22 protein-coding genes are annotated in these 19,313 nt (G+C 40.7%); all 22 read right to left on the bottom strand.

Translation table 11 applies throughout. The features are described 5' to 3' along the window. Window positions 1-582: 582 nt before the first annotated feature. On the bottom strand, window positions 583-840 hold the full coding sequence (locus NSQ84_RS03740; RefSeq protein WP_063389161.1) for an HPr family phosphocarrier protein: 258 nt from the start codon (window positions 838-840) through the stop codon (window positions 583-585). Window positions 841-864: 24 nt separating this feature from the next. Continuing rightward, window positions 865-1,815 (bottom strand): DNA-binding protein WhiA, encoded by a 951-nt coding sequence (gene whiA, locus NSQ84_RS03735; protein ID WP_063389162.1) that lies wholly within the window; start codon window positions 1,813-1,815, stop codon window positions 865-867. Between the two features lie 23 nt (window positions 1,816-1,838). Next, entirely contained in the window at window positions 1,839-2,795 is a 957-nt protein-coding gene (locus NSQ84_RS03730; RefSeq protein ID WP_063389163.1) for a YvcK family protein, read from the bottom strand. Window positions 2,796-2,797: 2 nt separating this feature from the next. Then, window positions 2,798-3,682: an RNase adapter RapZ gene (gene rapZ, locus NSQ84_RS03725; protein WP_339212225.1), complete on the bottom strand. Its 885-nt coding sequence runs from the start codon at window positions 3,680-3,682 to the stop codon at window positions 2,798-2,800. A 202-nt stretch (window positions 3,683-3,884) separates the two neighbouring features. Continuing rightward, window positions 3,885-4,343 carry an 8-oxo-dGTP diphosphatase gene (locus tag NSQ84_RS03720; protein WP_063389164.1) on the bottom strand — a complete coding sequence of 153 codons (459 nt, stop codon included), beginning with the start codon at window positions 4,341-4,343 and terminating at the stop codon, window positions 3,885-3,887. Between the two features lie 289 nt (window positions 4,344-4,632). Further along, window positions 4,633-5,580, bottom strand: coding sequence for a thioredoxin-disulfide reductase (gene trxB, locus NSQ84_RS03715; protein WP_063389165.1), 948 nt, complete (start codon window positions 5,578-5,580; stop codon window positions 4,633-4,635). Window positions 5,581-5,679: 99 nt separating this feature from the next. Then, window positions 5,680-7,110 carry a tetratricopeptide repeat protein gene (locus NSQ84_RS03710; RefSeq protein ID WP_130158167.1) on the bottom strand — a complete coding sequence of 477 codons (1,431 nt, stop codon included), beginning with the start codon at window positions 7,108-7,110 and terminating at the stop codon, window positions 5,680-5,682. 81 nt (window positions 7,111-7,191) lie between these two features. Continuing rightward, window positions 7,192-7,809: a bifunctional phosphoribosyl-AMP cyclohydrolase/phosphoribosyl-ATP diphosphatase HisIE gene (gene hisIE / locus NSQ84_RS03705; RefSeq protein ID WP_094245213.1), complete on the bottom strand. Its 618-nt coding sequence runs from the start codon at window positions 7,807-7,809 to the stop codon at window positions 7,192-7,194. Next, window positions 7,806-8,564, bottom strand: a complete 759-nt coding sequence (hisF, locus tag NSQ84_RS03700) for an imidazole glycerol phosphate synthase subunit HisF (RefSeq protein ID WP_130158169.1) — start codon at window positions 8,562-8,564, stop codon at window positions 7,806-7,808. The genes hisIE and hisF overlap by 4 nt, the downstream gene beginning before the upstream one ends. Next, a complete protein-coding gene (gene hisA / locus NSQ84_RS03695) occupies window positions 8,561-9,298 on the bottom strand; it encodes a 1-(5-phosphoribosyl)-5-[(5-phosphoribosylamino)methylideneamino]imidazole-4-carboxamide isomerase (RefSeq protein ID WP_063389169.1) in 738 nt (245 codons plus the stop codon). Before hisA ends, hisF begins: the two co-directional genes overlap by 4 nt. A gap of 4 nt (window positions 9,299-9,302) precedes the next feature. Next, the gene (hisH, locus tag NSQ84_RS03690; protein WP_063389170.1) at window positions 9,303-9,914 is read right to left on the bottom strand and encodes an imidazole glycerol phosphate synthase subunit HisH; all 612 of its coding nucleotides are present in this window, start codon (window positions 9,912-9,914) and stop codon (window positions 9,303-9,305) included. 2 nt (window positions 9,915-9,916) lie between these two features. Beyond that, window positions 9,917-10,504, bottom strand: a complete 588-nt coding sequence (gene hisB / locus NSQ84_RS03685; RefSeq protein WP_063389171.1) for an imidazoleglycerol-phosphate dehydratase HisB — start codon at window positions 10,502-10,504, stop codon at window positions 9,917-9,919. Continuing rightward, window positions 10,497-11,792, bottom strand: a complete 1,296-nt coding sequence (hisD, locus tag NSQ84_RS03680; protein ID WP_339212224.1) for a histidinol dehydrogenase — start codon at window positions 11,790-11,792, stop codon at window positions 10,497-10,499. The genes hisB and hisD overlap by 8 nt, the downstream gene beginning before the upstream one ends. Next, window positions 11,789-12,436: an ATP phosphoribosyltransferase gene (gene hisG, locus NSQ84_RS03675; protein WP_186439300.1), complete on the bottom strand. Its 648-nt coding sequence runs from the start codon at window positions 12,434-12,436 to the stop codon at window positions 11,789-11,791. Before hisG ends, hisD begins: the two co-directional genes overlap by 4 nt. After that, entirely contained in the window at window positions 12,433-13,605 is a 1,173-nt protein-coding gene (locus tag NSQ84_RS03670; protein ID WP_199757327.1) for an ATP phosphoribosyltransferase regulatory subunit, read from the bottom strand. Before NSQ84_RS03670 ends, hisG begins: the two co-directional genes overlap by 4 nt. Before the next feature lie 177 nt (window positions 13,606-13,782). Further along, window positions 13,783-14,289 (bottom strand): acyltransferase, encoded by a 507-nt coding sequence (locus NSQ84_RS03665; protein WP_063389173.1) that lies wholly within the window; start codon window positions 14,287-14,289, stop codon window positions 13,783-13,785. A gap of 5 nt (window positions 14,290-14,294) precedes the next feature. Beyond that, complete coding sequence (gene ppaX / locus NSQ84_RS03660) at window positions 14,295-14,933, bottom strand: pyrophosphatase PpaX (protein ID WP_063389174.1); 639 nt, start codon at window positions 14,931-14,933, stop codon at window positions 14,295-14,297. Continuing rightward, window positions 14,923-15,867 (bottom strand): nucleoside recognition domain-containing protein, encoded by a 945-nt coding sequence (locus tag NSQ84_RS03655; protein ID WP_327847913.1) that lies wholly within the window; start codon window positions 15,865-15,867, stop codon window positions 14,923-14,925. Before NSQ84_RS03655 ends, ppaX begins: the two co-directional genes overlap by 11 nt. Before the next feature lie 26 nt (window positions 15,868-15,893). Then, window positions 15,894-16,703, bottom strand: coding sequence for a prolipoprotein diacylglyceryl transferase (lgt, locus tag NSQ84_RS03650; protein WP_063389175.1), 810 nt, complete (start codon window positions 16,701-16,703; stop codon window positions 15,894-15,896). Between the two features lie 25 nt (window positions 16,704-16,728). Continuing rightward, entirely contained in the window at window positions 16,729-17,664 is a 936-nt protein-coding gene (hprK, locus tag NSQ84_RS03645; protein WP_063389176.1) for an HPr(Ser) kinase/phosphatase, read from the bottom strand. Window positions 17,665-17,803: 139 nt separating this feature from the next. Further along, window positions 17,804-18,721, bottom strand: coding sequence for a metallophosphoesterase (locus tag NSQ84_RS03640; RefSeq protein ID WP_339212223.1), 918 nt, complete (start codon window positions 18,719-18,721; stop codon window positions 17,804-17,806). Between the two features lie 63 nt (window positions 18,722-18,784). After that, a complete protein-coding gene (locus NSQ84_RS03635; protein ID WP_063389178.1) occupies window positions 18,785-19,144 on the bottom strand; it encodes a phage holin family protein in 360 nt (119 codons plus the stop codon). Window positions 19,145-19,313: the final 169 nt, after the last annotated feature.

Genomic DNA, 19,313 nt, shown 5'->3' with positions numbered 1-19,313 from the left:
CGTCAGCTTTACGTTTTCGAAAAGCCGTTAACTGCCGATATTGCTTTAATCTAAGCCCAAAATGCGGATCGAGCCGGATGAAGGATTAAATATGCTTTCGGAGAGCCTGTGTAAACCGTATTTTGCTGAAGTTTTTTTCTGGACACCTGCTGGCAAAAACAAGTGTTATAATCGATTTTTTCATGTTATAAAAGGGCTAGAATCTCTCTTTATCCATTCAGCTGTAAGTCATTCGAACCATATCAAAGCACGTTTGTTTTTTCTTGAATGTTGATCGCAGATTTATGAAAAAATAGTATTTACACCAAATATATTGCTCGGATTCGCCCCGCTCTTTCGCAATAATTTGAAATCCAAAAGTTCCAGTTAAGAACCTTCACGAAGCTCTCTCCCAACATAAGATTTATCATAACTTTTCTATGAACGAATGGATCAGCACCCGAAGCCATTTCGTCTTCATATCAGTTTTAGCAAAAATAAAGCCCTCTTGTGGCTGACAGCGGTTGTTTCCTGCTTTCTCCCACAAGAGAGGCAATATCCATCCATTGATGAATTTTGTGGCAATTTTTTTGTGTGTTCACATTAATTTTCGTTTTGAATGTAGTTGATAAGCGCTTCTAATGCTTCTTCCTCATCGTTTCCTTCTGCGATCAATGTGATCTCAGAGCCGCTGTTAATAGCTAAGCTCATCAACCCCATGATGCTTTTGGCGTTTACTTTCTTTCCGTCTTTTTCGATAAAAATGTCAGATGAAAACCTGTTGGCTTCCTGAACAAACAATGCAGCCGGTCGTGCCTGCAAACCGGTTTTTAACCGAACTTCCACTTTTTTCTCAACCATATTAATCCCTCTCTTCTTAAAAATTTATTTAAATGAAATCGTTTTGCCAGCCCGCAATTTTTCAGCGATTTCATCGATTTTTCTTAATCGGTGGTTGATTCCCGATTTGCTGATTTTCCCGCTGGACACCATTTCACCTAGTTCCTTCAATGTCACATCTTGATACATAACCCGTAATTCTGCAATTTCCCTCAGCTTTTCAGGTAAGGCGCTTAATCCGATCTTTTCATCAATGAATTTTATATTTTCTACCTGCCGTAAAGCAGCTCCAATGGTTTTATTTAAATTTGCTGTTTCGCAATTGACAAGGCGGTTCACTGAATTTCTCATATCACGAACGATTCGGACATCTTCAAAACGCAGTAGAGCTTGATGGGCACCGATCAATGTCAAAAATTCCCCAATTTTTTCAGCTTCCTTTAAGTATGTAATATATCCTTTTTTCCGTTCCAGTGTTTTTGCATTTAAATAAAACGTATTCATCAAACTGCATAGCGAATCGTTATGTTCCTTATATAACGACGAGATTTCCAAATGGTATGAAGAAGTTTCCGGGTTGTTGACAGATCCGCCCGCTAAAAACGCACCACGCATATACGACCGCTTGCAGCACTTTTTTTTCACAAGGTCTAAAGAGATTTGATGGTTATACATAAAATCCTTGCCTAAAATTCGCAAATCCTCCAAAATCTCTTTTACTTGTTCATTCATTCTAACAATATAGACGTTATTCTTTTTTAATCGCATCTTTTTTCGTACAAGCAGCTTGATCGGAACGTCATATTTTTTTTTGATCAGCATGTAAATGCGTCTTGCAATCGCTGCGTTTTCCGTCTGCACATCCAAAAGCAATTCCCGGTTGGAAAATGACACAGTTCCGTTCATTCGGATGAGCGCGGACAACTCTGCTTTTAAACAACATTGTTTTACTTCCAGTGTTGTCAATTCTTTTTTCGTCTCTGAAGCAAACGACATGTTTCCATTACCGCCCTTTCCGATTACGTTTCTTCCAGAAGCAAATTTTTTAAGATGTTTGCCACTTTATTCGTATCATGTCGAATAACATGTTGATCGAAGGAGACCATGTTGTCCTGCACTACTCGAAGTCCCATATCTTTTAGCGCCTCTGCATCGACTTGGACAGGAAAAGCTGATTCTTTCGCGTAGCGTTTTTGTATGTATTCGGGAATAGATCCGTTGTTCACGAGGATCACATCAATAAACGGACAGTTTAAATGATCGTAAAGAGCCTTCACATGATCGCTCGCTGTATAGTTTAGCGTCTCCCCTGGCTGAGTCATGACATTGCATATATATATTTTTTTGGCCGAGGACTTGCAAACCTCCTCGCCAATTTTCGGAACGAGCAAATTCGGTAAAATGCTTGTATAAAGACTTCCAGGCCCTAAAATGATCATATGTGCCTGTCTGATGACATCGATCGTTTCTTGAAGAGGTTTTACATTTTTCGGGGTTAAAAACACCTTTTTAATTTTTTTTCCTGAAAAAGGGATTTTCGATTCCCCTTTCACAACAGATCCATCTTCCATCTCCGCATTTAATACAACGCTCTGGTTCGCTGCAGGCAAAACAGTACCGCGAACATTTAATACTTTACTCATTTCCCGAATGGCGTGCATAAAGTCGCCGGTGATATTGGTCATCGCTGCAAGTATTAAATTGCCGAGAGAATGGCCAGTCAAATCGTTCCCTTTTTTAAAACGATGCTGGAAAAGTTCCTCGATTAGCGGTTCCACATCGGAAAGAGCAGCTAACACGTTGCGAATGTCGCCCGGCGGGGGAATGTTCAGTTCATCACGAAGTCTACCGGAGCTGCCGCCATCATCTGCAACTGTTACAATGGCCGTGATATCAAAAGGGAGCAGCTTTAAGCCTCGAAGCAGAACAGATAATCCGGTTCCTCCTCCAATAATGACGATTTTCTTTTTATCCATAGTTATCGATAGTTTCTCCTTTCAATATCACGATGGGATACATGCACTTTGTAGTTTTTGCGGAAAAAATCCCCTAAATATTCAGCCAGAGTCACCGAGCGATGCTGTCCGCCAGTGCAACCGATTGCAATGACCACTTGACTTTTTCCTTCTCTTTGAAAATGAGGGATCATAAATGAGAGTAAATCTGTCAGCTTCTCTAAAAATTTAGATGTCTCTGTCCATTTTAAAACATATGATGAAACTTCTTCGTCAAGCCCCGTCTTAGGGCGCATATGATCAATATAATACGGGTTGGGCAAAAATCTCACGTCAAACACTAAGTCCGCGTCGATCGGCAAACCATATTTAAATCCAAATGATAAAACGTTCAACGTAAAGGTTTGATCGCCATTTTCTGCGAACTGTTTTAAAATTTTTTCTCTTAATTCTCTTGGCTTTAAGTTGGATGTATCATATACAATTTGCGCACGTCCCTTTAATTCCTCCAGCATTTCCCGTTCAAGGCGGATCCCCTCAAGCGGAAGACCTTTTGGAGCTAATGGATGGGTTCTTCTCGTCTCTTTATACCGGTTAACTAATACTTGATCATGTGCATCAAGAAACAAAATTTGCGGTGCGATCCACGGGATATAATTGATTTCTTCAATTGCCTGATGGAAAGATTCAAAAAATTCCCTTCCCCTCAAATCCATAACTACAGCTACTTTGTTCATTTTCGTTCTCGATTCTTTCATAAGCTCTAGAAACTTGGACAAAAGAGTAGGTGGAAGATTATCGACGCAAAAATATCCTAGATCTTCAAAGCTTTGAATCGCAACCGTCTTACCTGCCCCGGACATCCCCGTAATAATAACCATCTTAATATTTGAAGTTTCACTCATCATTCAAAGCCCCCCGTTTTTTCAAAAGAAAAATATTCAGTAACAGATGTTGAATAGGAAATATCGGGATTTATTTTTTTGATCTGATAGCTATTTGATCAAGGATGAGAAGAGTCAAATCATAAATTTATTTAGCGGAAATTTTGAAACTGGCATTCCTCTTCTCTGAACCTTGGCTTCGATTTTCTTGCAGCTGAAGTTTTCTTTATTGTGGATCGAGCCGATAAGACAAAAGCTCATAATCAGGTGTATAGATGAATGTTCCATACATGATTCCTGACCCTTTAATCATATATTCAATAATGTGGTAGTCGCCCGCAGCCATCGGCAACTGTTTAATTTCATCAATCGAGTGCCATTTCAGCTTTCCTTCCTCAGTTTCCAAAACATTTTCCCCGTTAAATTGTGTTGCGAAAAATGTAAACATCATCCATTCTTGAACAACCTTATCTCCATCTTTGACAATGATCGTGAAAATCCCTTTAATTTTTGGATTTATTAAATAAATTCCAGTTTCTTCTCTAAATTCTCTTACAACAGATTCTTTTATCGATTCCCCTTGCTCCATTTTCCCTCCAGGGGCTACCCACCAATTCCGGCGCGGTTTTTGAAGCAAGAGCAGCTGACCTTCATGAACAAGAACACAATTTGTAACCCTTTGCAAAGCAAGTTCACCCCTAGGTTGCGGTACATAAAAAATATTTATTCCTTTTATTATACAATTAAATGCTATAGTGTCTCAATGCGCATGCTTTCCTACTTTATCATACGTTTTTTCTCTTTTAAAGGTTTCAAAAGAAAAGGTGTAACAAAAAAAGGAGCATGGGAAGGGTTGCCCATGCTCAAAAGTATATATTATAAAAGGGGGTCAATTACTACTTTTATAGTAACTGAATTTTATTTCATTGATGTTACAGCACAATTAAATCATAGTTACGATTTTGTTAACAATTTTAGGCATTTTTTAATTTCTCTTTTAATTCTTCAATATAATGTTGAGCACTTTGGGCAGCAATGCTTCCGTCACCAGTTGCAGTTACAATTTGCCGCAAAGATTTTTCCCGAATATCTCCTGCCGCAAAGATGCCGGGAATTTTCGTTTCCATGTTTTCATTTGTTTCAATATATCCTGCTTCATTCGTAATTCCGAGATTTTCAAAAGGTTTGGACAGCGGCACCATGCCAATGTATACAAATACACCGTCTATCTCTTTTTCTGTTTCTTCATTTGTTATCGTATTTACGAGCGTGACTTTGCCAACCTTCCCGTCGACTTCATGAATTTCTTTTACTGTATGATTCCAAATAAAATCAATCTTTTCATTATCAAAGGCGCGCTGCTGCAATATTTTTTGGGCGCGCAATTGATCGCGGCGATGAACGATTGTCACACTGTTCGCAAAGCGGGTTAAATAAACTCCTTCCTCGACAGCAGAGTCTCCGCCGCCGACAACAATCAAATCTTTTCCTTTAAAGAATGCTCCGTCGCATACAGCACAATAAGAGACGCCTCGTCCGCCCAGTTCTTTCTCTCCAGGCACGCCGAGCTTTTTATATTCGGCCCCTGTAGCGATAATCACTGCTCTCGCTTTATATTCTTTGTTGCCTGTTTTGACGATTTTATATTCGCCTTCATCGACAATTTCCTTCACATCTCCATATTCGTATTCAGCACCAAACTTTTTAGCATGTTCAAACATTTTATTTGATAGCTCTGGACCTAAAATATGATCAAATCCAGGATAGTTTTCAACATCTTCCGTATTGGCCATTTGTCCTCCAGGCACGCCTCTTTCTATCATTAAAGTAGAAAGGTTGGCGCGGGATGTGTAAACAGCAGCTGTCAATCCTGCAGGTCCTGCTCCGGCAATGATACAATCATAAATTTTTTCTTCAGACACGAGACTCACTCCTCATCATATGATCCAATAAATAATACAAAATTATTATTCCCTACAACATATCCTATATAAAATAAATGTCTCGTGCTATTTATTTGCTCACATTTTCAATTTTTTTGCGACGCGCACGTATTTAGACAGCGTAGCTTTGCTGATGTTAAAATGATTTGCCGCACCATCTTGTGTGATGTTTTTTCCTATCTGCTTCATCCATAAATAATAGACAGCTGCTGACCATGCGTTGACATTGCGAAATTTTATGTCGAACTTAAAGGCATTTTTGAAAAGCCGAAACCAAAATAAAACCAATTCTTTTCCTTCTGACGTTTTGTCCATTAAACTATCGGCCACATGGAAAGCGAAATGAACAGCATGAAAACCTGTCGGCCTTTTGCCATTTAAAACGCTTAAAGCATATTGAACAGCTTCTCTTTCAAGACGAGTTTCAAACTCCTGCTCATTTACTAAATACGCTCGTTCATCCATTTTCATTGCGAAATAGATAGAGAGCAGCCGCTCCGGGACTTGATTTTCCATTTCGTTTAGCCCTTTCATATTCCACGGTTCAGAGCCTTCCTTCCGCGGATTTAAATACAGAACCTTCTTCCATATTTTTTTAGCAAAGTCATAGTGTCCTATAAAATAAGAAGAGTATGCGAGCCAATAATAAAACGTGTCATCCCCCTCAAATCCTTTTCGATACAAGGCATGGAGCCTCTTGAATGCATGAGGATAAAAGCCGATGAGTGCAAACGTCGCCCCCAGTTTATATTGGTGCTCTGAAACAAGCGGATAAACTCTTTTTAGTTTTTCAACTAGCATGCTTATGCTCGCTTCATCACCTTCATAATAAAAAAATACAAGCAAATTGCATAAAGCATGCAAATTCCCTGGATTTTTCCGGAGCACAAGGGAAATCATGTCCTTCGCTTTTTCCACTTCCCCAAGGTAAAAATAGGCAAGCGCCAAATTATTATAAGCGGACCAAAACTCTGGGTAATCAGCTATAATCTCTTTTAAAATGGAAATAGATTCTTGAAACTGTCCATTCTCAAGCAAAGAGCGCGCTTTTTCTTGCATCACGATTAGATCATCCGAATGCTCAGCCTCTTCTTCCATTTCGATCATTTCAAGAAGATCGCTGTTTTCTACGGAAAATATGCCTTGCGGCGCCTTTTCCTTATATATCATTGCATGTTTATAAGCTTCGTGAAACAAGCCGAGATGAGCATAATTATTTGCAAGAAAATAATAGCATTCTACCGAATGAGGGTGAATATGTTCAATAATATATGTTAATAGTTCGTTTGATTTTTGAAACTTTCCTAATTCGGTATAAATGCTGGCCAGCCTGCAAATCATTTCTTCGTTATACGGATCCAGATCTACTGCCCGCTTGACGAATTTTGAAGCCGACTGCAAATCGCCTTTTTGATAAGCCTTTAATCCCCAGCGATAAAACGTTGCACTGTCTTGGAAAAACGAAACAATTTTTGAATCTTCGTCTTTTTTTACTTTACGGTTTCCCACTCAAACCCTCCATTTCACTTTATTTGCCGAGGGATAGTATACCATATCTTATAAATAGGAAAAACCTATTTTTACTCGCGATTATTTTTCATGTCTTTCTTTTAAAACTGTCAATACTTCATCGAGCGGAAGCTTTTGCTCGCGCAGCAGAACAAGCAAATGAAATAATAAATCCGCGGCTTCCCATTTCAGCTCATCATGGCTGCGGTTTTTTGCTGCAATAATGACCTCTGAAGCTTCTTCTCCAACCTTTTTTAAAATTTTGTCCAAGCCTTTTTCAAACAAATAGGTAGTATAAGAATCTTCCGGACGCTCAGCTTCACGCTCAGCAATGACGGCCTCCAGCTTGTTAATAATATCAAAACGGCTACCGTCCACCTGGCCGCCACTTTCTTTTGAAAAACAGCTGTATTGCCCTGTATGGCAGGCCGGACCATTCGGGATTACCAGCACGACAAGCGCGTCCTTGTCACAGTCATAGCGTATCTCTTGAACAGTTTGTGTATTGCCGGACGTTTCTCCTTTATGCCAAAGTTTTTGGCGAGAACGGCTGTAAAACCATGTTTCCTTCGTTTCCAACGTTTTTTTTAGCGACTCTTCGTTCATATAAGCTACTGTTAACACTTCTTTGCTAACAGCATCTTGAACAACCGCAGGAATAAGTCCATTTTCATCGAATTTGAGTTCTGCTATGTTCACCGTATATTCACCCCTACTTTTTGCAAAAATCTTTTTACTTCTTTGACTGATGTTTCTTTGTAATGGAAAATGGAAGCTGCCAGCGCTGCATCCGCTCGGGCATCGCGAAAAACTTCAAGAAAATGCTCAGCATTACCGGCGCCGCCGGATGCAATGACTGGGACGGGAACTGCCTCGCTTACTTTTTTGGTTAAGTCAATATCAAAGCCGGATTTTTCTCCATCCTGATCCATGCTAGTCAGCAAAATCTCGCCAGCACCTCTTTTTACAGCTTCCTTTGCCCACGCCACGACTTCCCATTCGGTCGCTTTTCGTCCCCCGTGCGTATAGACGCGGTGGCTTCCGAGCTGCGGATCGTATTTTGCGTCAATCGCTACCACAATGCACTGGCTGCCAAAGTAATCAGCTCCCTCCATAATCAGCGAAGGGTTTAATACAGCAGAAGTGTTAATGGAAACTTTATCCGCACCAGCACGCAAAATTTTTTTCATATCTTCCAAAGAGTTGATTCCGCCTCCGACCGTAAAGGGAATGGCTAATGTTGCTGCTACTCGTTCGACAACATCAATCATCGTTTTTCTGCCTTCATGAGATGCGGAAATATCTAAGAAGACAAGCTCATCTGCTCCTTCTTCATCATAAAATTTCGCTAGCTCCACTGGATCGCCCGCATCTTTCAACTGGACAAATTGCACGCCTTTGACGACACGTCCGTCCTTAACATCTAGACAAGGAATGATGCGTTTCGTAATCATAGCCCATTCACCTCATGGATAGCATCGCGGAGGCTGAACTTTTTCGTATAAAGCGCTTTTCCGACAATAGCGCCTTTCACTCCATCCTGTTCATATTGCTTTAACTTTTTCAAATCATCAATGGAGCTTACCCCTCCGGAAGCGATGACTGTTTTTCCAGTTGCTTTTGCCATTTCCACAATCGCCTTGACATTTGGTCCCGAGAGCATTCCATCTGTTGCAATATCAGTAAAAATAAATGTTTCTGCACCGCTTTTCGCCAGTTCTTTTCCAAGATCAACCGCTTTAACTTCGGACGTATTCAGCCAGCCTTCTGTTGATACATAGCCATTTTTCGCATCGATACCGATTGCGATTCGGCCGCCGTATTCAGCCAGCATTTTTTCAACAAATGACCTGTTTGAAACGGCAGAACTGCCTAAAATAACCCTAGAAATGCCGTTTTCCAAATATTCGTATACATCTTTTTCTGTGCGAATGCCGCCGCCAACTTGTACCTTTACTTTTAGCTCTTTTGCCACTTTCAAAACATGTTGATGGTTCACGCGGACTCCGTCTTTTGCCCCATCCAAATCTACCATATGAATCCAGTCAGCACCTTCCTTTACAAACGACTCGGCGACAGCAAACGGTGAATCTCCGTAAACCGTTTCTTTATTGTAATCGCCTTGAAGCAGCCGGACACATTTCCCTCCGCGCAAATCAATGGCGGGAAAAATAGTAAAACTCATCATTAGCTCACATCCTTGATACAAAAGTTAAATAGTTTTTCAAGATGGCTAGTCCCAGCTTGCCGCTTTTTTCCGGATGAAACTGGCAGCCGAATACATTTCCACTTCCTACAATAGCCGGAACCGTCACGCCGTATGAAGCGCTGGCGACCACAACGTCCGGATCGTTTACGACCGCATAATAAGAATGGACAAAGTATACGTAATCTTCTTGAAGACCAGTTATAAGAGGATGATCTCGTTGAAAAGCCAGCTTATTCCATCCCATATGCGGGACTTTTACATTTTCTCCTGGAATTCTTTTTACTTGGCCGTTTAAAAAGCCGAGTCCTTCAGTCCAGCCGTGTTCTTCGCTTTCGTTGAACAAAAGCTGCATGCCAAGACAAATACCTAATAAAGCCTTTCCCTTTTGCACTTCGTCCTTCAAAAATTTATCTGTTTTTGTTTCCGTTAAAATAGCCATCGCGTCTTTGAATGCGCCTACTCCTGGCAATATATAAGCTGTTGCCTTTTCAAGCTCGTTTAAATCACTTGATACAAAATATTCCGCATTCATGCGTTCCAAGGCTTTCGAGACGCTGTATAAATTCCCCATGCCATAGTCGATCACGCCAATCATTTTTACAACATCCCCTTCGTTGATGGGACCCCTTTGACTCTGGGGTCGATCATAGTCGCTTCATCAAGAGCTCTCCCCAACGCTTTAAATACAGCTTCAATCATATGATGGGTATTCATTCCATAGTGAATGATTACATGCAGGTTCATCCGTGCTTCAAGCGCCAGCTTCCATAAAAATTCATGAACAAGCTCCGTATCAAATGTTCCTACTTTCCCCTTCGGCAATTCTCCACGCATTTCAAAATGCGGTCGGTTGCTTAAATCAATAACAACCTGCGCTAAAGAGTCATCCATTGGGACAAAGGCATGACCGTACCGTTTAATTCCTTTTTTATCGCCTAGTGCTTGTTGAATCGCCTGTCCCAAACAAATGCCAATATCCTCTGTCGTATGGTGATCATCAATGTCAATGTCGCCTTCTGCCTCAATCTTTAAATCAAAATGGCCATGCCTTGTGAACAGATCAAGCATATGAGTTAAAAAAGGAACTCCAGTTTTTAGATCTGCACGGCCTTCACCATCTATTGAAAATGACAGCTGAATATTCGTTTCGTTCGTTTTTCGAGATATTGTGGCGGTTCTATTCATTTCGATCACTTCCTCTTTTTTCTAGTCGAGCTTCAATTGCTCTTGCATGCGCCTCTAATCCTTCATATCTTGCAAACTTTGCAATTTTTGAAGCATGTGCACGGAATGCTTCTTCACTGTATGAAATGATGCTTGACTTTTTCATAAAGTCATCCACGTTAAGCGGGCTGGAAAAACGCGCTGTTCCGTTTGTCGGCAAAACGTGATTGGGACCTGCGAAATAATCGCCTACAGGTTCACTGCTATATCTCCCTAAAAAGATGGCTCCTGCATGTTTAATTTTTGGCAGAACACCCGTCGGGTTTTCCGTTAATACCTCCAAATGCTCAGGTGCCAGTTGGTTGACTATCCCAACCGCTTCCTCGATTGAATCCGTTACATAAATAGCACCGAACTGTTCGATCGAAGCAGCGGCGATATCTTTTCGCGGCAAATCGGCCAATTGTGCCGCAACTTCCTTTTGAACTTCCTTTGCTAATTTTATAGAAGGTGTAACAAGAATGCTGGTTGCCAGCCTGTCATGCTCTGCTTGCGACAATAAATCGGCCGCAACTTCATGCGGAACAGCCGTATCATCAGCTAAGACGACAATTTCACTTGGCCCGGCGATCATATCGATATCAACTGTTCCAAACACCTCCCGCTTTGCAAGAGCGACGAATATATTGCCAGGACCGACAATTTTGTCGACCGGTTCGATTGTTTCTGTACCGTAAGCTAGAGCGGCAATTGCTTGGGCGCCGCCAGCTTTATATATTTCCGATACCCCAGCTTCATTGGCTGCCACCAGCACTTCCGCCGGCAGGCTCCCATTTTGATCTGGAGGAGAAACGAGCACGATTCTGCCTACACCAGCCACTTTAGCCGGCATGATATTCATTAAAACAGAAGAAGGATAGGCAGCTGTGCCCCCGGGAACATAAACGCCGACAGCATCTAGCGGCGTTAATTTCTGACCGAGCATTGTTCCTTTTTCATCGAAATAAAACCATGATTCTTTCTTTTGTTTTTCATGAAAATGAAAGATATTTTCTGCTGCTTCTTGAACAATGTCAATGAATTCTTTATCTACCGCTTCGTACGCTCGACTAATTTCTTCTTTTGATACGTGCAAAGATTGAAGATCTACCCCATCAAAACGTTTCGTATATTCGTATAGCGCCTGATCGCCTTCCTTTTTGACTCGTTCAATAATTTCCTTCACAATTTTACGCTGCTCCTCTGTTCCAGCGTCAATCGATCTTTTCAAGGAAAGCTTTTGATCCTTAGTGATGTGAATAATTTTCAATCCGAATCCTCCTTTCCTTCTTCCACTGTTTTGGCAAGCCGCTCCACAAGCATGTCGATCGGCTTGTCCTTCATCCGATAGCTGACGGGATTGACAATGAGTCTTGAAGTGATATCAGCAATATGTTCAAATTCTACTAATCCGTTTTCTTTTAACGTTCTTCCCGTCGAAACAATATCGACAATTCTGTCAGCCAGTCCAATCAATGGCGCCAGCTCGATCGATCCATTCAAATGAATGATTTCGACCTGCTCCCCTTGCTCTCGAAAATATTTAGAAGCCACATTTGGATATTTTGTCGCCACCTTTGGAGCGATGTCATTCATTTTCGTATCAGGCAGTCCGGCTACAGCCAGATGACATTTGCTAATTTTCAAATCAAGCACTTCAAAAACATCCCGCTCTTCTTCCATCATGACATCCTTTCCGGCGATCCCAACATCTGCAACACCATGCTCTACATATGTTCCGACATCCATCGGCTTCGCTAAAATAAAGCGAATATTTTCTTCCGGCACGGTCAAAATTAGTTTTCTTGATTCATCAAATTCGTCTGGCAGCTTGTAGCCTGATTTTCTTAATAGTTCGACAGCTTCTGAAAAAATTCGTCCTTTCGGCATCGCAATCGTTAACATGCTCATCACTCTCTCACCTTTCCTGGTTTTCCGAGGAAATAATAAATATCTGTAAATTGACCAGTAAACCTGTCGATTTGATCGATACCGGAAATATCTTGCATGACAACCTGTTTTCCTTCTTTTCGCAGCTTATTGGCATACCGAAAAGCTTCTTGTCGATTCTCTCTGCTGAATATGATGCAATAGCGATCTTTATTCAATTTTAAATCCCCCAGAGCTTCCAGCAAATTATCTAACCGTATGCCAAAGCCTGTCGCCGGGGCAGGACGTTCAAATTTTTCTAAAAGATGGTCATAGCGCCCGCCGTTTCCAATCGGAAGTCCAACACCGTTCGCATATAATTCAAAAATCACGCTTGTGTAATAACTCATGTGGCTGACGATATTCAGTTCCAATTTGATATATTGATCCACTTCATAAGCTCTTAATTGGATAAGGAGCTGTTTTAAATCTTCCAGCGCTTTCTTCCCGCTGTCACAAGCAACAAGGCTTGAAGCTTCATCAGCCTTCTCAATTCCTCCTTTTAAATCAATGACTCTTAAAAGGCGTTCTTTGTCAATGGTAGAGAGAGATAATCTTTTCACATGCTCGCGGTATCCGACAAAGTTCTTTTCATATAAATAGCGGCGCAGCTTCTCCGCCCGTTCTTCCTTCCCTAAAATTTCTCCGAACAAAGCATTGATAAATCCGATATGCCCAATGGAAATTTTAAAATCTTTAAGGCCAGTATTTTTTAAGGCATATATCATTAGAGCGATCGCTTCCGCATCAGCGCTAATCGTTCCATCACCAATCAGCTCAATGCCAATTTGTTCAAATTCTGCCGGTCTGCCGCCTTCATGCTGCTGTGCACGAAACACATTTGCAGAATAAGCGAGCCTTAACGGCAAGCTTTCTTTCATCAGCTTGGAAGCCGCAATTCGTGCAATGGGAGCTGTCATATCTGGTCTTAAAACGAGCGTATGCCCCTGCCTGTCAAGAAGTTTAAATAATTGCTGCTCTTGTATCGCCGACTGAACTCCTACTGTTTCATAAAATTCCAACGTTGGAGTCTCCAAAAATTGATAACCCCAGCTTTCAATCACATTCATCATTTTTTTACGAACGCTTTCTTTTATGACATATAAGCCTGGCAATGTATCCCGCATTCCCAAGGGCTTTTCAAACATAAACACTCACTGACACCTCCATGGCGCATTTACTTTAATCCGCTAATATGTTACCATACTACCAAAATAAAGATTTATAATCAATAAGTTTTTGATGTAAACTTCTTTCACAAAGCGCCTTTATTTCACTTTCTCTCAATCCTGCTTAATCAAAAAGCGGTAAGCGACAAAAATTGATGACGCTTACCGCTTTCTTTTTTCCATTTCTTCTTTTGTGTAGATGATTTGCATTGGATTTCCTCCTGCAAAAGAGCCTTCCGGAACATCTTTATGAACTACAGTGCCGGCAGAAACGATAGCTCGATTTCCAATTTTCACACCAGGCAAAATAGTCGTGTTTGCTCCGATCATGACTTCATCTCCAATTTCCACTTCGCCGATGCGATATTCATCGATTAAATATTCATGTGCTAAAATCGTCGTGTTGTATCCGATAATAGAATTGCGCCCAACTTTAATTTTTTCCGGGAACAAAATATCCACCATAACCATAAATGCAAACGATGTTTGCTGTCCGATTTTCATGCCAAGAAATGTGCGGTAAAGCCAGTTTTTGATAGGCATAAATGGAGTGTAGCGCGCGATAAGAATCACGATGACATTTTTGACAACTTTCCAAAAAGAAACCGTCTTGTACACCTGCCAAAGGGAGTTTGCTCCTTCAACAGGAAATTTATCCGTTCTTCTCACAATCTTCACTCCATCACAATGTTCAATAAATCACTCATTTTGTCCAGCACAAAATCTGGCTTTAACGATTCTATATACTCTCTCCCTTTTATGCTCCAAGCAACTCCTGCCGTTAATGTTCCTGCATTTTTTCCCGCCTCTATATCATGAAGGTTATCTCCCACCATTAATGCATTAGACGGCTCGGAACCGAGCAATTTAAGAGCGGACAAGACAGGCTCAGGATGAGGCTTCGCATGCTGTACATCATCCAGTGTGATAATTGCGTCAAAAAATGAATCCATTTCCGTTAATTTCAGCCCCATCATAACAGTGTCGCGAATTTTCGTTGTCACAATGCCCAGTTTCAATCCCTTTTCTTTTAAAGCTCGAACCGTTTCGTGCACATGATCATATTCCTTCACAAGCAGATCATGCTGGGCATGATTAAACTCCCGATATCTTCGGACCATTTCCTCCGCTTTTTCAGGGTTAATACGTTGAAATGTGTCAATAAGCGGAGGCCCGATGAAAGGAAGTATATCTTCCCGTTGATATTTGCCCGGATAATAATAGTTCAGCGTATGTAAAAACGATTCAATAATTAATTCATTTGTGTTTATTAACGTGCCGTCCAAGTCAAACAATACGGTGTCAATGTTCATAAACCGTTCCCCTTTTCCCGATATGTGCTTGTTTTTTCCAGACAAAACCGATAATCATCGTTAAAAGAATGGCTGCGAACAGCCGGATGAGTAAAAGCGGCCAAACTGAACCGACGATCGGAACAAAAATCAATGTGTCTTCTATCACAGCATGGCAGGCAACGAGGAATATAAACGCCAACGTTAAATCGCGATGCTCCACTCCATCTTCTTTTACTGCTTGCAGCATCACGCCAGCCCCGTAGGCAAGCCCGAAAATTAATCCTGCCGCAAGCGTTGTTGAAGTGTTCCTCTTCATTCCCAGCATTTCGGTTACCGGCTCCATCTTTTTTGAGAAAGCGTCGACCCAGCCTAAATCTTTCATAAATTGAATGGCAATCATTAGCGGGATGACGATGGTCGCAAGCTGAATGACTCCCATTGCCGCTTTTTCAAGCCCTTCAAGTAAGATCATTCCCCAGTCTGAAGGCACGGCATCTTGTTGAGATATAAATCCGTATTGAGCTTTTTCTCCACCACCGTCCCAAAAAAGATTGATGATAAAAGCCGAAAAAAATGCCAGTCCGAGCCGGACGGACAAGATGATCCACAGTTTCACACCGACTTTGCTTGCTACAGTCGTTTCGATTAATAAGTTGTGGGAAAATGACAGCATGACTGCCAAAATAAAGACTTCTTTTACCGTAAAATCAATGGACAAAATGGCTCCAATCGCCGCATACAAGTTAAGAAAATTCCCAATCACAAGGGGGATTGCAGCATCTCCATTCAACCCGATCACCTTCATGACCGGCGTTATAAAATGAACCATCCAATCAATCAAAGGAGTATGTTGTAAAAATGAAACAATCAACGTTACAGGGAAAATGACTTTACCGAGAGTCCACGTTGTTTCCAATCCTGTTTGTAATCCTTTTTTCAATGTTTGTTTCAAAGTTTCACCTTCATTCCAGCAATTTATCAATATTCATCTAAATATCTTTCTACTTTTTTTAGTCTCCGGTAAATTATAAGAGCAATTGCACTAAGAATAAGTAAAATCGAAATGACCTGTGCCATTTTTACCGTTTCCGTCAGCATCAAACTATCAGTTCTCATGCCCTCGATAAAAAATCGCCCGATCGAATACCAAATAACATATGATAAAAACAGCTCTCCACGCCGCAAATTAAACCTTCTTAGCAAAATTAAGATGACGAACCCAGCGAGATTCCAAATGGATTCATATAAAAAAGTCGGGTGATAATATTGTCCATTTATATACATTTGATTAATGATAAATTCAGGCAAGTGGAGATTTTCCAAAAATTCTCTTGAAACAGGTCCTCCATGAGCTTCCTGGTTAATAAAATTCCCCCATCTGCCGATCGCCTGCCCTAAAATAATACTCGGCGCAGCTATATCAGCCAGTTGCCAGAAAGATAGTTTTTTTACTTTTGCATACACAATCCCGGTTGCCACAGCACCGATTAACCCGCCGTGAATGGCAAGGCCACCATGCCAAATTTTAGGGATTTCCGAAAGATTTTCAGAATAATATTCCCATTGAAAAATGACATAATAAGTTCTGGCACATATAATCGCAATAGGAATAGCAAACAATGCAAGATCGATAAATATATCTTTATGAAGACCTCTTCTCTCCCCTTCACGCATCGCCAAATATAGGCCGAGCAATGCGCCGATTCCTATAATGATCCCGTACCAATGAACTTGTAATGGTCCTAGCTGAAATGCGATTGGATCAATGGGCTGAATTGCCTCTTTCATTCTCTCATCTCTCCTATTTCATCAATTAAAAATCTTCGTGATCTCCATCTTCGATAACATCCGCCAATTTATTTGTAAATTGTTCCGCCGCATTGAATCCCATTCTTTTTAACCGGAAATTCATTGCCGCAACTTCAATAATAACAGCCAAGTTTCTTCCAGGACGTACAGGAATTGTTAATTTTGTCAGTTCTGCATCCAAAATTTTCATTTTCTCTTCATCGAGTCCTAAACGGTCGTATTGTTTGTTCGGATCCCATAATTCCAAATCGATGACAAGGGAAATTCGCTTATGACTGCGGACGGCTCCTGCACCAAACAATGTCATCACATCAATGATTCCAAGACCGCGGATCTCTAAAAGATGGCGGATCAATTCCGGCGCACTGCCGACTAATGTATCCCGATCCTCCTGACGAATTTCAACACAATCATCTGCAATCAAGCGATGCCCTCTTTTCACCAGTTCAAGAGCAGTTTCACTTTTGCCTACCCCGCTTTTTCCTGTAATTAAAACACCCACCCCGTAAATATCAACAAGCACTCCATGTACAGCTGTCGTTGGAGCAAGCTTGCTTTCCAAAAAATTGGTTAAGCGGCTTGACAAGCGGGTCGTTTTCAATGGTGAGCGCAGCACTGGAACATTTGATTTTTCAGATGCCTCAATTAATTCCGGCGGAGCCTCCATCTCTCTTGACACAATGATTGCCGGTGTTACATCTGTACATAGCTGCTCCATCCGGCTTTTCTTTTCTTCAGGCGTCAATTTGGCAAAAAACGTAAGCTCCGTTCTTCCCAGCAGCTGTATACGCTCTTTTGGATAATATGTAAAATAACCAGCCATTTCAAGACCAGGTCTGGAAAGATCACTTGTAATAATGGGCCGGCTGATTCCCTCTTCTCCGCTGATCAATTCAAGTTGGAATTTTTCGATAATATCTTTTGTACGTACTTTCGACACGAAGTCTTTCCTCCTTAGACTTAAAAAACTTTTTTCATCTTTTTATTGTAGCACTTTTCTTTTTGGCAACAAACATCTTTCATCAAGGACATTCATTGCTTAAAAGCAGAGACAAGGGCATCGGAGCGAAAGATAAAGGCTATTCAATCCAAAACTCTTCTTTTTTAGGAGAGAAAAAAAAATGCTTGTTGGAATAAGGTGAATATGCACGGACATAAAATTTGGAGCGACTCGGAAAATAATGGAGCAAGCGTAAAAAGCCTTCTCCTCCTTCAGGAGCCCCCTGATAGTCCGCCAATAATTCATAAACAATCCGATCAGGAGTCCCATCATGATCATCATCAATTTTTGTTTTTAATAACTCACTGTCATCATAATGGCCGCTCAAAACGATTTTTACATTCGGATTCTTTTTGACGATATTGCGAAATATACGATTTCCAACCAGCGTTCGTTTTCCATTTTTATGCAAATATTTATGGACAGCTATGATTGCTGTTCGGTCTGAATGACGTTTTAAGACTTCGTTCATCCAGCTGATGCTGTCTTTGTCAACATGCCAGCCGATATACAAAAAAAGAAAATGTTGATGTCCGAGCGTAATTAAATCGTAATGCCCTCGATTATTCCGATATCCCCCACCATAATAAGGCTTTGTGAAAAAACGATCTTTACCAAAATATTGATGAAACATTTTATATGATTTTCCGTTTACTAAATCGTGATTGCCCGCAAGCACTCCATAAGGAATAGACACCTGTTCCAGTTTTCGGAACATGCGGTCTGCTTGAACCCACTGCTGTTTCTTTTCCGCACGGTTGACAATATCACCGGTATGAACAACATATTTTATATTCCAATTATCGCGATTTTGCACAATCCAGTCCATTTGATTACGAAAAATATGAGGGTATTTTTCCGAATAGTATTGAGTGTCTGAAAGCCATACGATCGTGTAGACGTTTGAATCATTTGGCGAAGCTGCAAGCTCAAAGTTAGGAAATGCGGGAGATAAAATCATGAAAACAAAAATAATAAGAGGAAAGATTTTTTTCATTTATATCACCTATTCGTATCATTCCCGAAACGATAGGAGATATGAATGAAAAAATCTTTTTCATTAGTCTTTAAAACGGTTCATAAACACCAATTGAATGAGCAGATTCAAAAACGAAATGAAGATGGAGGCGAGGAGGGCAGTTCCAAAGCCATCAATATTAAAGGCATCTCCCATTATTGCCTGGGCAATCATCAACGTAACTGCATTGATGACAAATAAAAATGTTCCGAGAGTAAAAACCGTAATCGGCAATGTCAATAATATTAGAAACGGCTTCACAAAAACATTTAACACTGACAAAATCATACTGGCTACAATAGCCGCTCCAACTCCGCTTAAATAAAACGAATCAAAGAACCCAGCTACAACAATCAAAATCAGTGCATTTAATAAAATGCTTGTCAACCATCTAATAAACATCGAAATTCGTCCTTTTCACTTTCTATTTACAAATTATTATAACACTTTCTATGTGAAAGTATGAAACAGATTGACATTTTTTCACTATTTTGGTAACATTCTTTACACAAATGGGAAAGGAGTTGATAGGCTTTATATTTTCTGAATTTTCATATTTTGCTCGCCCTAG

The organism is Aeribacillus sp. FSL K6-3256 (genome assembly GCF_037965805.1).
Classification (GTDB): domain Bacteria; phylum Bacillota; class Bacilli; order Bacillales; family Aeribacillaceae; genus Aeribacillus; species Aeribacillus composti.
Note: the sequence above shows the minus strand (reverse complement) of the source record. Positions and strands in the feature narration are given on the sequence as shown.